Below are 14360 nucleotides of genomic sequence, written 5' to 3' on the forward strand. Positions count from 1 at the left end.
CTGCCGGAAAGGGACGGAGGGGGGTCACGCGGGTGTCACTCACGCTCCCGCACACACCGGCCTGTGCGGCCAGGGGCCGCGTCCGCCCCGTCCTCGGCCATGAGAAGGGCCCGGCCTCTGCACCAGCGAGGCCGGGCCCTCCCCGTGCCGACTAGAGCGACGGGTACAGCGGGAACTTCGCGGCGAGCGCCGAGACGCGCGCCTTGAGGCCCTCGGAGTCGTACGTCGGCTTCAGCGCCTGCGCGATGATCTCGGCGACCTCGGTGAAGGCCTCGGCGTCGAAACCGCGGGTGGCGAGCGCCGGCGTACCGATCCGCAGACCCGAGGTGACCATCGGGGGCCGCGGGTCGTTCGGGATGGCGTTGCGGTTGACCGTGATGCCGACCTCGTGGAGGCGGTCCTCGGCCTGCTGGCCGTCCAGCTCGGAGTTGCGCAGGTCGACCAGGACCAGGTGCACGTCGGTGCCGCCGGTGAGGACGTCCACGCCCACGGCCTTGACGTCGTCCTGGACCAGGCGGGCGGCGAGGATCTTCGCGCCCTCCAGGGTGCGCTCCTGGCGCTCCTTGAACTCGGGCGAGGCGGCGACCTTGAAGGAGACGGCCTTGGCCGCGATCACGTGCTCCAGCGGACCGCCCTGCTGACCCGGGAAGACCGCGGAGTTGATCTTCTTGGCCAGCTCCTGCGTCGACAGGATGACACCGCCGCGCGGACCGCCGAGGGTCTTGTGCGTGGTGGTGGTGACGACGTGGGCGTGCGGCACCGGGTTCGGGTGCAGACCCGCGGCGACCAGGCCCGCGAAGTGCGCCATGTCGACCATCAGGTACGCGCCGACCTCGTCCGCGATGCGGCGGAAGGCGGCGAAGTCCAGCTGGCGCGGGTAGGCGGACCAGCCCGCGACGATCAGCTGCGGCTTGGACTCCTTGGCGAGGCGCTCGACCTCGGCCATGTCGACCTCGCCGGTCTCGTCGACGTGGTACGGGACCACGTTGTAGAGCTTGCCGGAGAAGTTGATCTTCATGCCGTGGGTCAGGTGACCGCCGTGGGCCAGGTTCAGGCCCATGATCGTGTCGCCCGGCTTCAGCAGCGCGAACATCGCGGCTGCGTTCGCCTGCGCGCCCGAGTGGGGCTGCACGTTCGCGTGCTCGGCACCGAACAGCGCCTTGATGCGGTCGATCGCGATCTGCTCGACCACGTCGACGTGCTCGCAGCCGCCGTAGTAGCGGCGGCCGGGGTAGCCCTCGGCGTACTTGTTGGTCAGGACCGAGCCCTGGGCCTCCATGACGGCGACCGGAGCGAAGTTCTCCGACGCGATCATTTCGAGGGTGGACTGCTGGCGCACGAGCTCGGCGTCGACGGCTGCGGCGACGTCGGGGTCGAGCTCGTGGAGAGGGGTGTTCAGTACGGACATCAGGATCCCCTGGGGTCAGTTACCGGCGGTGAGCTGGGTGTACTCCTCGGCGGAGAGCACGTCCTTGGGCTCCTCCGAGATGCGCACCTTGAACAGCCAGCCGCCCTCGAAGGGAGCGGAGTTCACCAGGGCCGGGTCGTCGACGACGTCCTGGTTGAACTCGACGATCTCGCCGGAGACGGGGGAGTACAGGTCGCTGACCGACTTCGTCGACTCCAGCTCGCCACAGGTCTCGCCCTCGGTGACGGTCTCGCCGACCTCGGGGAGCTGGGCGTAGACGACGTCACCGAGCGCGTTGGCCGCGAACTCCGTGATGCCGACCGTCGAAACGCCGTCAACGGCGTCCGACAGCCACTCGTGCTCCTTGGTGTAACGCAGCTGCTGGGGGGTGCTCATGACCTGATTCTCCTGGATGCGGGGGAGTGGATACGAACTGTGGTCTTGGGTACTGAGACGGCGCCGTACGGATGTCCGTACGACTGCCTGCGCGCCGGGTCGTGCGAAGTGTTACTTCTGCCGCTTGTAGAAGGGCAGGGCCACGACCTCGTACGGCTCATGCGTACCGCGAATGTCGACGCCGACACCGGAGGTGCCGGGCGCGGCGTGCGCCGCGTCCACGTACGCCATCGCGATCGGCTTGCCGAGCGTCGGGGACGGGGCACCGGAGGTGACCTCGCCGATGACCTGTCCGTCGGCCACGACCGGGAAGCCGGCGCGCGGCACGCGGCGGCCCTCGGCGATCAGGCCGACCAGCTTGCGCGGCGGGTTCGTGGCGGCGCGCTCGGCGGCGGCCTCCAGCGCGGCGCGGCCGACGAAGTCCCCCTCCTTCTCGAACTTCACGACCCGGCCCAGCCCCGCGTCGAAGGGGGTGAGGGAGGTGGTCAGCTCGTGCCCGTACAGCGGCATGCCCGCCTCCAGGCGCAGCGTGTCGCGGCAGGACAGCCCGGCCGGGACCAGGCCGACGCCCTCGCCCGCCTTGGTCAGCGCCTGCCACAGCTCCACGGCGTGCTCGGGGGAGACGAACAGCTCGAAGCCGTCCTCGCCGGTGTAGCCCGTACGCGCGATCAGCGCCGGCACCCCGGCCACGGTGCCCGGCAGGCCGGCGTAGTACTTCAGCCCGTCCAGGTCGGCGTCGGTGAGGGAGGCGAGGATGCCGGGGGACTCCGGGCCCTGCACCGCGATCAGCGCGTACGCGTCGCGGTCGTCGCGGACCTCGGTGTCGAAGCCGGCGGCGCGCTCGGTCAGGGCGTCGAGGACGACCTGGGCGTTGGAGGCGTTGGCGACGACCATGTACTCGGTCTCGCCGAGGCGGTAGACGATCAGGTCGTCGACGATGCCGCCGTCTTCCTGGCAGATGTGCGTGTAGCGGGCGCGGCCGACGCCGACGGTGGAGATGTTGCCGACCAGCGCGTAGTCCAGGGCCTTGACGGCCTCCGGGCCGGTCAGGGTGATCTCGCCCATGTGGGACAGGTCGAAGAGACCGGCCTTGGTGCGTACGGCGTTGTGCTCGTCGCGCTCGCTCGCGTACCGCAGCGGCATGTCCCAGCCCGCGAAGTCGGTCATGGTCGCACCGAGGGAACGGTGCAGCGCATCGAGGGCGGTCAGACGGGGGGCAGTGCTCATGGGTGTGGCTCCCGAGTCCCAGGGCATGACATGACGAGGAGGGTCCTCCCCATCTGTCATCGGAACCTGAGAGGTTCGCCGAGAGTTCCTGGTTGCCCGGGATCTTCGGCTTGCACCTTGGGTGGAGCTGTCGGACAGCTCGCTTTTCAGATCTGCCTCATCCACGCGGTACGGGGCCTGAGAGATTCAAGGGAGGTTCTTGCTCCTTCGGCGCCCGCGCACGGCCTTGCGGCGTGCCGGGACTCTCCCGCGCGGATTCAAGCGGCCGGTATGCAGTTGGTCCAGATGGCGCACATCATTGCACGCCACCGCCGTGATCGGGGGTGGGGCCCCGAAAGTTCGTGCGGCACTCGAGCGGCCCGACCGGAACCGGGGCTGCCGGATTACCGTCTCTTTACACTCAGTGGGCAAGGGTCCTGGTGACCCGATTCGGGGGAGGCGATCACTGTGCGGAGATTCGTAGGTGTGGCGGCCGGGGCGACCGTCGACGCGGTGCCCGCGCAGCGGGGTGCGCGCGTGCGGAGCGGGCCGGCCGGTCCCGTCCGTGACCTCCGCGGCCCGGGGGTGCGCGGCCCGCAGCGCCTCGCCTTCGCCGCGGGCGACATCGTCGTGGTGTCCGGCCTGCCCGGCGGCGGCAAGAGCACGCTGATCAAGCGCGTGGCGGCCGGGGGCGGGGCCATCGACTCCCAGGACACCCGTGAGCGCTGGGAGCGGCGGATGCCGCGGACCCTGCCGTACGCGGTCTACCGGCCGCTGGTGCGCGGTGCCCACTACTGGGGCCTGTGGAGGGCCCTGCGCTCCGGCGCCTCGGTGATCGTCCACGACTGCGGAACGCAGAGCTGGGTACGGGGCCTGCTCGCGGCGGCCGCCCGCCGCCGGGGACGGGCGCTGCACCTGCTCCTGCTGGACAGCAGCCCCGCGGAGGCCCTGGCCGGGCAGACGGCGCGGGGGCGCCGCGTGTCGGCGTACGCCTTCGCCCGCCACCGGGGCGCGGTGACCCGCCTGCTGCGCGCCGCGGAGGCCGGCCACCCGCCCGCGGGCTGCGCCTCGGCGACCCTTCTGGACCGCGCGTCCGCCTCCGCGGTGACGAGGATCGTGTTCCACCCGTAACCGCCGGGTGCGGCGCGATCCGGCCCCGGCAGCGGCGCCGCACCCCGGGCCGATAACCTCGGCGACGACGATCCGCGGAACCAACGGAGGCACACGCACATGCAGGGCAGCGGCTGGCCGGAGAATGAGCTGGAGCAGGTGCTCGGGGCGGCGCTCGGGCAGCCGGACGCGGGCGGGCGGATCCTGGAAGTGCTCGGGCGCAGCCAGGTGTGGGTGCCGCTGCCCGGCGGCGGCGGGCAGGACTCGGCCTCCCTGGACCTGCCCACGATGGACATCGGCGGGGCGGCGTACGTCCCGGTCTACAGCTCCGAGGCCCAGTTCCTCGCCTGCGTCGGCCCCGGCACGGACTTCGCGGTGGCCCCCGCCGTCGAGTTCGCCCGCGGCCTGCCCCCGCAGCTGGGCATCGCGCTCAACCCCGAGGGCGCCGTCGGCGTCCCCCTGCCCCCGCCCGCCGTCGCGGAGCTGTGCCGCACGGGCCGGACCCCGCTCGACGGCCCGTCCACCGGCGGCCGGGTGCGGCTCTACGAGCCCGACTGGCAGGAGGACCCGGTGGACTTCCTGGCCGCCGCCGCCGAGGAGTTCCGCGCCACCGGCGTGGTCGCCGCCGCACACCGCTGCCTCGCCAGCGTCGAGGGCGGGGAGCCGCAGCTGTTCATCGGTGTCCGACTGGTGGGATGGGAGGCCGATATGCGAAACGCCCCGATGGAGGCCCTCGGCCGGGCCCTGACCCGCGTACCGGCGCCCTGGCCCGTGCAGTTGATCCTCCTCGACGCCGCCCAGGACCCGGTCACAGAGTGGATTCGTGAGCGCGTACGCCCCTTCTACCTCCCATAGGGCCGCTTAAGCTGTTGGTACGCGTGGACGACGGGCGGACGAAGAGGGGTACCGGGTGAGTGCGTCAGGCACGGCCGCGGCCGGGCAGGTCGAGCACATGCTCCGCCAGGTGACTCCCGGGCGGTATGAGAGTTACGAGTCGCTTCTGCACGCCCTCGCCGAGGGCCGGCTGTGGATGCTCCTCTGGCAGGGACAGCCGGGCTCCCCGGACGCCCAGTACGGCGGCATGGAGGTCGAGAGCCTCGGGTACGCGCCCTGCGTGACCTCCCCGCAGGAACTGGCCGCCAGCGGCTGGAACCGGGGCTACGAGGTGGTCACCGGGCGGGACATCGCCCGCGCGCTCTATCCGGACCGCTGGGGCCTGTGGCTCAACCCGCACGCCCAGGGCGGCGGCCTCGGCATCCCCTGGGCCGACCTGCGCCGGATCGCGACCGGTCTGGACCGGATGCCGGCCGGGCCGTTGCGGCTGTCCGAGCCCGCCATCGAGCTCCCGCAGTTCTACGGGCTGCTGACCCAGCACGCGCACCGCACCCCGGCCGTCCGGTCGCTGCGCCGCGCGTGGGTGCAGCCCGCGCTCGGGTCCCCGTACCTCGCGATCGGGCTCGACCTGTACGACGCCTCCGCGCCCGCGCTGGAATCCGTACGGGAGATGATGCGCCAGTCGGTCGGCGTGGTCCCCGAGGGCGTCCCGGTGTGCACGGTCGCGCTGGCGGACGAGCACGACCCCGTCGCGATGTGGCTGCGCGCGCAGACCCGTCCCTTCTACGACCGCGAGGGCCAGGCGCCGCCCTACTGACCGGCGCCGTCCGACCGCTCCCGTTCCGATCCCCAGACATCCGCATATCGAGACATCTGTGTCGAAGGCCGCACCGGACCCCATCGGTGCGGCCTTCGGCGTATCCGCCGACTCCACCCAAGAACCGTGCCTGAAATGGCAGTTGGGCCGGATGTCCGTTCCGCGCCGAAGGGGAGGTGTTTCACCGCTCAACAGGGCGCGCGGTTCGGATAACGGAAGGTGTAGACGCAGATCACGGTTGCGCATCACATCACCGGGAGGTCTGGCGGCCGCTTGAGCGCCCGATGAAGACTCCCCACCCAAGAGCCCGGTCAGTCCTTCGACACCCGGCTCGGCATGTGCACTTCGCTTGTTGTTCGGCACGGCAATTCCCGCAGTTCCTGCACTTCACACGCGTCCTGTGTGTCCCACGCACTCCAAGCGCCACTCCGCACCAACGCCGCCACAGCGGCGGGCATGGGCCGGCCACCCGTCGGCCGAGAGGGGTCCCCACCACGATGACGGCACCACTGCATGACACGAGCGCGGAAACACCCGCACCTGTGTCCGTAGCCGACGTCCCAGCCAAGGCCATCGAAGGCCGCTCGCCCGGCCGCATCGCCTGGATGCGGCTCAAGCGCGACAAGATCGCGCTGACCGGCGGCGTGGTCGTGATCCTCCTGATCCTGGTGGCGGTCTTCGCGCCGCAGATCGTGAGCCTGCTGGGCCACCCGCCCAACGAGTTCCACGAGGACCTGATCGACCCGGACCTGGGCACGCCGCTCGGTTCCTTCGGCGGCATGAGCTCCGACTTCCTGATGGGCGTCGAACCCACCAACGGGCGCGACGTGTTCAGCCGGATCGTCTTCGGCGCCCGGATCTCGCTGGTCGTCGCCTTCCTGGCGGCCTTCGTTTCGGTCGTCATCGGCAGCCTGCTCGGCGCGCTCGCCGGGTTCCTCGGCGGCTGGGTCGACGGCCTCATCAGCCGCACGATGGACCTGCTGCTGGCCTTCCCGCAGCTGCTGTTCACCATCGCCCTGGTCTCCGTGGTCCCCAACTCCCTCTGGGGGTTTGAGGGTTCGGGTGTCCGCATGGGCGTACTGATCGTCGTCATCGGCTTCTTCGGATGGCCGTACATCGGCCGCATCGTCCGGGGCCAGACGATCTCCCTGCGGGAACGCGAGTACGTCGAGGCCGCGCGCAGTCTCGGGGCGGGCCGCGGCTACATCCTGATCAAGGAGCTGCTGCCCAACCTGGTCGCACCGATCCTCGTCTACGCGACGCTGATCATCCCGACCAACATCCTGACGGAAGCGGCCCTCAGCTTCCTCGGCGCCGGGGTCAAGCCGCCCACGGCCTCCTGGGGAAAGATGCTGTCCGACGCCGTCCCCATCTACCAGGACGACCCCATGTACATGGTGGTCCCCGGTATGACGATCTTCATCACCGTCCTGGCGTTCAACCTCTTCGGGGACGGGCTGCGTGACGCACTCGACCCCAAGGGCAACTGAACCGCTGTATCGATTCACCCACCATGGAGGTTGGACAACCGTGATCCGCAGAAAGCAGGCATTCGCGATCACCGCCGTGATCGCCGCCCTGTCGCTGACCGCCGCGTGCGGTGGCGACGACGGCAAGAAGAGCGAGGGGAAGGGCAACGGTGCCGCCGCGTTCAACGCCGCCACCACCGGAGTCGTCAACCCGTCGGACGCCAAGGGCGGAGAGCTCAAGCTCTGGTCGCCGCAGGACGTCGACTACCTCGACCCGGCGCGTGCCTACTACGGCTTCGTCTGGAACATGCAGCGCCTGTACGTACGCCAGCTGCTCGCATACGACAGCAAGCCGGGCAAGGACGGCACCAAGCTGGTCCCGGACCTCGCCGAGGCCCTGCCGGTCCTGAGCAACGACGGCAAGACCTACACGCTCAAGCTCAAGGACGGCGTGAAGTTCGAGGACGGTACGCCGATCACCTCGAAGGACATCAAGTACGGCGTCGAGCGCAACTTCGCGCAGGACGTGCTGTCCGGCGGCCCGACCTACCTGATCGACCTGCTCGACCAGGGCCAGAAGTACCCGGGCCCGTACAAGGACACCGACCCCAACAAGATGGGTCTGAAGTCCGTCGAGACGCCGGACGACAAGACGATCGTCTTCAACCTGGCGAGCGCCAACTCCGACTTCAGCTACCTGCTGGCCATGCCGTCCTCCTCGCCGGTCCCGGCGGCCAAGGACACGGGCGCCACCTACACCAACAAGCCGGTCTCCACCGGCCCGTACAAGGTGGAGAGCTTCACCGCCGGCAAGGGTGCCACCTTCGTCCGCAACGAGAACTGGGACCCGAAGACCGACACGATCCGCAAGGGTCTGCCGGACAAGGTCTCCTTCACGGTGACGACCAACCCGGACGACATGGACCAGCGCCTGCTGTCGGGTGACATCGACCTCGCGGTCGACGGTACCGGCGTCCAGCAGGCCGCGAAGAACAAGATCATCAAGGACGAGAAGCTCAAGGCGAACGCGGACAACCCGTTCACGGGCTACATCCGCTACTTCGTCTTCCCGCAGACCGTCGCGCCGTTCGAGAACATCGAGTGCCGCAAGGCCGTCATCTACGCGGCCGACCCGAAGTCCCTGCAGACCGCCCGCGGCGGCCCGACCAGCGGTGACCTCGGCGCCAACATGCTGCCGCCCGGTATCCCCGGCTCGGACAAGTCCTACGACCCCTTCGGTCTGACGAAGGGCGAGCCGCAGGAGGCCAAGGCCAAGGAGGCCCTGAAGGCCTGTGGCAAGCCGGACGGCTTCGAGACCACGATCGCCGTGCGCAACAACCGCGCTCCCGAGGTGAAGACCGCCGAGTCCCTCCAGGCGGCGCTCGCCAAGGTCGGCATCAAGGCGACGATCGACCAGTACGACGGCAAGCTCTCCTCCTCCACGATCGGTTCGCCCGAGAACGTGAAGAAGAAGAACTACGGCATCATCGTCATGGGCTGGGGCGCCGACTACAACTCCGGCGCGGGCTTCCTGCAGCCGCTGGTCGACGGATCGTTCATCCAGCCGAACGGCAACAACAACTACTCGATGCTCGACGACGCCGAGGTCAACGGCCTCTTCGACAAGGCCGCCTCCGCCGCCACGCCGGAAGCCGCCGCGCCGTTCTACACGGACATCAACAAGAAGATCATGGAGAAGGCGCTCTACCTGCCGATCAACTTCGACAAGGCCTTCGTCTACCACAACCCGCGTCTGACCAACGTCTACTTCAACGACTCCATGGGCAAGATCGACCTTGCCACCGTGGGTATCGCCGCCAAGTAGTCCGGTCCGGTGCAGGGAATCAACCCAGCACGCAAGTAAGTAAGTGCCTTCACCGCACATGCGCTAGTCCGAAGGGCAGGTGAAGGCCGCAGGCGGTGGCCGCCGTCCCCACAAGGGGCGGCGGCCACCCGCCCCGGGCGGCCGACTGCAGTGCTCGTCTACCTCATACGGCGGCTGTTCAACGTCGCCGCCACGCTGCTGGTGGTCTCCGTGGTCACCTTCGGCATCTTCTTCGCGGTCCCGAAGCTGACCGGCAGCGATCCCGCGCTCATGTACGCCGGACGCGAGACCAATGAGACCGCCCTGGCGGGCATCCGCGTGAAGATGGGCTTCGACAAGCCCATCTCCGAGCAGTACCTGCTCTTCCTCAAGGGCATCTTCACCGGCCGTGACTACGACGGCGGCTCCGACGTCACGCACTGTGCGGCGCCGTGCTTCGGGTACTCCTTCAAGACCGACGCGCCCGTCTGGGAGACGATGCTCGACCGCATGCCGGTCACGCTCTCGCTCGCCCTCGGTGCGGCCTTGATCTGGGTGATCGCCGGTGTGGCCACCGGTGTGATCTCGGCGCTCAAACGCAGGACCGCCATCGACCGAACCGTCATGGTCGGCGCGCTCGCCGGTGTCTCCCTGCCGATCTTCTTCACCGGCATGGTGGCCCCCGCGATCTTCGTCTACAGCCTCGGCTGGCTGGACGTGTCCAACTACAAACCCCTGACCGAGGATCCAGGAGCCTGGCTCAACAGCCTGATCCTGCCCTGGGTCACCCTGGCCTTCCTCTTCGCCGCCACCTACGCCCGCATCACCCGCGCCACGATGCTGGAGGTCCTCGGCGAGGACTACATCCGCACGGCCCGCGCCAAGGGGCTCAAGGAGGGCGTGGTCATCCGCAAGCACGCCCTGCGCTCCACGCTCACCCCGATCGTCACGATGTTCGGCCTCGACCTCGGCGGACTCCTCGGCGGTGCGGTGCTCACCGAGACGACTTTCAACTTCCAGGGTCTGGGAACGGCGGCCGTTGCCGCCATCGGCGCCGGCGACCTCCCCGTGATCATGGGAGTCACCCTGATCGCCGCGTTGTTCGTGGTGATGGCCAACCTGATCGTGGACCTGCTGTACGCCGTCATCGACCCGCGCGTGAGGCTGACGTGACCGAGAACCCCACCACCGGCTCCGGCGAGCCCGATGACCGCGAACCCGTCGTCGGCGGGCCCGCGTTCATCCCCGAGCAGGCCGGGCCGCCCAAGGACGGCGCCTTCCTCTCCGTGCGCGACCTGAAGGTGCACTTCCCGACCGACGACGGTCTCGTCAAGTCCGTCGACGGGCTCTCCTTCGACCTGGAGCGCGGCAAGACCCTCGGCATCGTCGGCGAGTCCGGCTCCGGCAAGTCGGTGACCTCGCTGGCGATCATGGGCCTGCACCGCACCGGCAACGCGCGCAGCCGCCCCCACATCTCGGGCGAGGTCGTGCTCGACGGCGAGGACCTGGTACGGGCCGACGCGGACCACGTGCGCAAGCTCCGCGGGCGCAAGATGGCCATGGTCTTCCAGGACCCGCTGTCCGCGATGCACCCGTACTACTCGGTCGGCAAGCAGATCATCGAGGCGTACCGGACCCACCAGGACGTCGACAAGAAGACGGCGCGCAAGCGGGCCGTCGAGATGCTCGACCGTGTGGGCATCCCGGAGCCGCACCGGCGCGTGGACGCGTACCCCCACGAGTTCTCCGGCGGCATGCGCCAGCGCGCGATGATCGCGATGGCCCTGGTCAACAACCCCGAGCTGCTCATCGCGGACGAGCCGACCACCGCCCTGGACGTCACCGTCCAGGCGCAGATCCTGGACCTGATCCGCGATCTGCAGAAGGAGTTCGGCTCCGCGGTCATCATGATCACTCACGACCTCGGCGTGGTCGCCGAGATGGCCGACGACATCCTCGTCATGTACGGCGGCCGGTGCGTCGAGCGGGGCACCGCCGAGAAGGTCTTCTACGAGCCGCGCCACCCGTACACCTGGGGCCTGCTCGGCTCGATGCCGCGCATCGACCGCGACCAGACCGAGCGCCTGATCCCGGTCAAGGGCTCGCCGCCCAGCCTCATCAACATCCCCAGCGGCTGTGCCTTCAACCCGCGCTGCCCGTACGCCGACATCCCCAAGGGCGGCATCACCCGCACCCAGCGGCCCGAGCTGACCCAGGACGACAGCCGGCACTGGTCCGCCTGCCACATGTCGCAGGAGGAGCGGACCCGGATCTGGACCGAAGAGATTGCGCCGAAGCTGTGACCGACATGAAGAAGACCGGCGCGGCGGAGGCCTCTGTGCAGGCCTCCGAGAAGGCGCCCGCGGAAACGCTGCTGAAGGTGACCGGCCTGGTCAAGCACTTCCCCATCAACAAGGGGCTGCTGCGCCGGCAGGTCGGGGCCGTCAAGGCCGTCGACGGGATCGACTTCGAGGTCCGTCGCGGCGAGACGCTGGGCGTGGTCGGCGAGTCCGGCTGCGGCAAGTCGACCATGGGCCGGCTGATCACGCGGCTGCTCGAACCGACCGGCGGAACGGTCGAGTTCGAGGGCAAGGACATCACGCACCTCGGGGTGGCGGGCATGCGGCCGCTGCGCCGCGATGTGCAGATGATCTTCCAGGACCCGTACGGCTCGCTGAATCCGCGGCACACGGTCGGCACGATCGTCGGCGCCCCGTTCAAGCTGCAGGGGGTCAACCCGGAGGGCGGTCTCAAGGCCGAGGTGCAGCGGCTGCTGTCGCTGGTCGGCCTGAATCCGGAGCACTACAACCGCTACCCGCACGAGTTCTCCGGCGGCCAGCGCCAGCGCATCGGCATCGCCCGGGCCCTGGCCCTGAAGCCGAAGCTGGTCGTCGCCGACGAGCCGGTCTCGGCGCTGGACGTGTCGATCCAGGCCCAGGTGGTGAACCTGCTGGACGACCTCCAGGAGGAGCTCGGCCTGACGTACGTGATCATCGCGCACGACCTGTCGGTCATCCGGCACGTCTCCGACCGCATCGCGGTGATGTACCTCGGCAAGATCGTGGAGCTGACGGACCGCAAGTCGCTCTACGAGAACCCGATGCACCCGTACACCAAGGCCCTGCTGTCGGCCGTGCCGGTGCCCGACCCGAGGCGGCGGGGCGCGGCGACCGGCCGCATTCTGCTCAAGGGCGACGTGCCGTCGCCGATCTCCCCGCCGACCGGCTGCCGCTTCCACACGCGGTGCTGGAAGGCGACGCAGATCTGCACGACGCAGGAACCGCCGATGCTGGCGCTGAAGACCGGCCACCAGGTGGCCTGCCACCACCCGGAGAACGCCCCCGACCAGGCTCCGGGCGACCAGCCCCTGCCGGGCGCGGCGGACGCGGTGGCCACGGTCTCGGAGTAACGGCCGAAGGTGTGGGCGGGGCCGGATGCGCGCGGCGGCGCGCATCCGGCCCCGTCGGCGTTCGCGGCGGTAGCGGGCGCAGCCCCGGATCCTGAAGCCGCACCGGCCAGGGGCCCGCAGCCGGGCGGAGCCGCCCGGCAGGCGACAATGGCCCGGTGTCCCACGATCTCTTCCCGCCCGGGATCCAGCATGCCCTGGACCTCGCCGGCATCTTCGTCTTCGCCACCGCGGGCGCCCTGCTCGCCGTCCGCAAGAACTTCGACGTCTTCGGCATCGCCGTTCTCGCGCTGGTCACCGCCCTCGGCGGCGGCCTCTTCCGTGACCTCGTCATCGGCGCCGTCCCGCCGGCCGCCTTCGGCGAGCTCAGCTTCTTCGTCACGCCGCTGATCGCCGCCGCGCTCGTCTTCTTCCTCCACCCCGAGGTCCAGCGGATCAACCGGGCCATCAACGTCTGCGACGCCGCCGGCCTCGCGCTGTTCTGCGTGACGGGCACCACCAAGGCGTACGAGTACGGCCTCGGCCTCACCGCGTCCGCCGCGCTCGGCCTGGCCACGGCCGTCGGCGGCGGCGTACTGCGCGACGTACTCGCCAACGAGGTGCCCTCGCTGCTGCGCGACCGCGAGATGTACGCCGTGCCCGCCACGGTCGGCGCCGCTATGGTCGCCGTCTTCATCGCCCTGGAGTCCCTCAACGCCTTCACCACCGGCCTGGCGATCGTCACCACATTCGTTCTGCGCCTCCTCGCCATGCGCTACCACTGGCGGGCGCCGCTGGCCTGGAACCGTCGGTCGTCGGTGGCCGAAGAGCCGTAATACTAGAAAGCTACCGCTTAGTAGCTTCACGGTGTACCGTCGTTTTCATGTCAAACGCAGCTGCCCAGGCAACCATCGGCGACAGCGAGTTCGACCGCGACACCACGATCACCGCGCGCGCGGGCGAGCCCGGGGTGTACGACGCGGAGCTCTCCGCCGGGTGGACGATCATCACCGCCGTCAACGGCGGCTACCTGCTGGCCCTGGTCGGCCGGGCCCTGTCGGCGGCCCTCCCGCACCCGGACCCCTTCACCGTCTCCGCGCACTACCTGACCTCCTCCGTGCCCGGCCCCGCCGTGATCCGCACGCAGGTCGTACGGGTCGGCCGGACCCTCTCGACCGGCCAGGCCTCGCTGTTCCAGTACGACGAGAGCGGCGCCGAGATCGAGCGCATCCGCGTCCTCGCCTCCTACGGCGACCTCTCGTCCCTGCCGGACGACGTGCGGACGGTGGCCACGGCGCCCGGCATGCCGGCCTACGAGGACTGCCTCGGCGCGGAAGCCGGACCGGCCCCGATCCCCGGGAGCTCCGAGATCGTCGACCGGCTGCGGCTGCGGCTGGACCCCGCGACCGCGGGCTGGGCCGTCGGCGCTCCCTCGGGCAAGGGCGAGATGCGTGCCTGGTTCGAGCTGGCCGACGGCCGTGACGCCGACCCGCTGTCCATGCTCCTCGCCGTCGACGCGCTGCCGCCCACCGCCTTCGACCTGGGGCTGATCGGCTGGGCGCCGACCGTGGAACTCACCACGCACATCCGCCGCCGCCCGGCCCCGGGCCCGCTGCGCGTCGCCATCACCACGCGCAACCTGGCCGGCGGCTTCCTGGAGGAGGACGCCGAGGTCTGGGACTCGGCGGACCACCTGGTCGCCCAGTCCCGCCAGCTGGCCCGCGCCCCGCGCCAGTCCTGACACCTTCTCGACGCGCCCCCGCGCCCCCCTCGCACCGCTCGGCCCCGGCGGGCTTCGGGGGCGCGGCGACGGACTCCGTCGGCCGATCCTCGGCCGGGGGCCCGCGGGCCCCACGGGGCCCCGGCGGCCCCGAAGCGGCCGGCCTGACGGGACCGCGGCGCGGGAGGGTGCCGCCGCACTCGTAGAATCG

At 70.2% G+C, this 14360-nt stretch carries 13 protein-coding genes and 1 riboswitch; of the genes, 10 read left to right on the plus strand and 3 right to left on the minus strand.

Annotation, left to right across the window (positions count from 1 at the left end; all coding sequences use genetic code 11):
• Positions 1-151: 151 nt before the first annotated feature.
• The 3 genes from glyA to gcvT form a co-directional block, all read right to left on the minus strand.
• Positions 152-1408, minus strand: a complete 1257-nt coding sequence (gene glyA, locus OG737_RS21555) for a serine hydroxymethyltransferase (RefSeq protein ID WP_328927771.1) — start codon at positions 1406-1408, stop codon at positions 152-154.
• Positions 1409-1423: 15 nt separating this feature from the next.
• The gene (gcvH, locus tag OG737_RS21560) at positions 1424-1804 is read right to left on the minus strand and encodes a glycine cleavage system protein GcvH (protein ID WP_328927772.1); all 381 of its coding nucleotides are present in this window, start codon (positions 1802-1804) and stop codon (positions 1424-1426) included.
• Positions 1805-1915: 111 nt separating this feature from the next.
• Entirely contained in the window at positions 1916-3031 is a 1116-nt protein-coding gene (gcvT, locus tag OG737_RS21565) for a glycine cleavage system aminomethyltransferase GcvT (RefSeq protein ID WP_328927773.1), read from the minus strand.
• A gap of 156 nt (positions 3032-3187) precedes the next feature.
• A riboswitch (glycine riboswitch) is annotated at positions 3188-3291 on the minus strand.
• Between the two features lie 181 nt (positions 3292-3472).
• Here gcvT and OG737_RS21570 point away from each other — a divergent pair.
• From OG737_RS21570 to OG737_RS21615, 10 genes are all read left to right on the plus strand, one after another.
• Complete coding sequence (locus OG737_RS21570) at positions 3473-4141, plus strand: AAA family ATPase (RefSeq protein WP_405681349.1); 669 nt, start codon at positions 3473-3475, stop codon at positions 4139-4141.
• 99 nt (positions 4142-4240) lie between these two features.
• Positions 4241-4975 carry an enhanced serine sensitivity protein SseB gene (locus tag OG737_RS21575; protein WP_328927775.1) on the plus strand — a complete coding sequence of 245 codons (735 nt, stop codon included), beginning with the start codon at positions 4241-4243 and terminating at the stop codon, positions 4973-4975.
• A gap of 55 nt (positions 4976-5030) precedes the next feature.
• Complete coding sequence (locus OG737_RS21580; protein ID WP_328927776.1) at positions 5031-5771, plus strand: enhanced serine sensitivity protein SseB C-terminal domain-containing protein; 741 nt, start codon at positions 5031-5033, stop codon at positions 5769-5771.
• Positions 5772-6268: 497 nt separating this feature from the next.
• On the plus strand, positions 6269-7261 hold the full coding sequence (locus OG737_RS21585; RefSeq protein ID WP_328927777.1) for an ABC transporter permease: 993 nt from the start codon (positions 6269-6271) through the stop codon (positions 7259-7261).
• Between the two features lie 40 nt (positions 7262-7301).
• Complete coding sequence (locus tag OG737_RS21590) at positions 7302-9065, plus strand: ABC transporter substrate-binding protein (RefSeq protein ID WP_328927778.1); 1764 nt, start codon at positions 7302-7304, stop codon at positions 9063-9065.
• A gap of 150 nt (positions 9066-9215) precedes the next feature.
• The gene (locus OG737_RS21595; protein ID WP_328927779.1) at positions 9216-10217 is read left to right on the plus strand and encodes an ABC transporter permease; all 1002 of its coding nucleotides are present in this window, start codon (positions 9216-9218) and stop codon (positions 10215-10217) included.
• Between the two features lie 68 nt (positions 10218-10285).
• Positions 10286-11347, plus strand: coding sequence for an ABC transporter ATP-binding protein (locus OG737_RS21600; RefSeq protein ID WP_328930433.1), 1062 nt, complete (start codon positions 10286-10288; stop codon positions 11345-11347).
• 5 nt (positions 11348-11352) lie between these two features.
• Positions 11353-12453, plus strand: a complete 1101-nt coding sequence (locus tag OG737_RS21605) for an ABC transporter ATP-binding protein (protein ID WP_405922439.1) — start codon at positions 11353-11355, stop codon at positions 12451-12453.
• Between the two features lie 155 nt (positions 12454-12608).
• Positions 12609-13265 carry a trimeric intracellular cation channel family protein gene (locus tag OG737_RS21610; protein ID WP_328927780.1) on the plus strand — a complete coding sequence of 219 codons (657 nt, stop codon included), beginning with the start codon at positions 12609-12611 and terminating at the stop codon, positions 13263-13265.
• Positions 13266-13312: 47 nt separating this feature from the next.
• A complete protein-coding gene (locus tag OG737_RS21615; RefSeq protein WP_405678441.1) occupies positions 13313-14170 on the plus strand; it encodes a thioesterase family protein in 858 nt (285 codons plus the stop codon).
• Positions 14171-14360: the final 190 nt, after the last annotated feature.

Origin of the sequence: Streptomyces sp. NBC_00122 (assembly GCF_045160845.1) — a bacterium.
Taxonomy (GTDB): Bacteria; Actinomycetota; Actinomycetes; order Streptomycetales; family Streptomycetaceae; genus Streptomyces.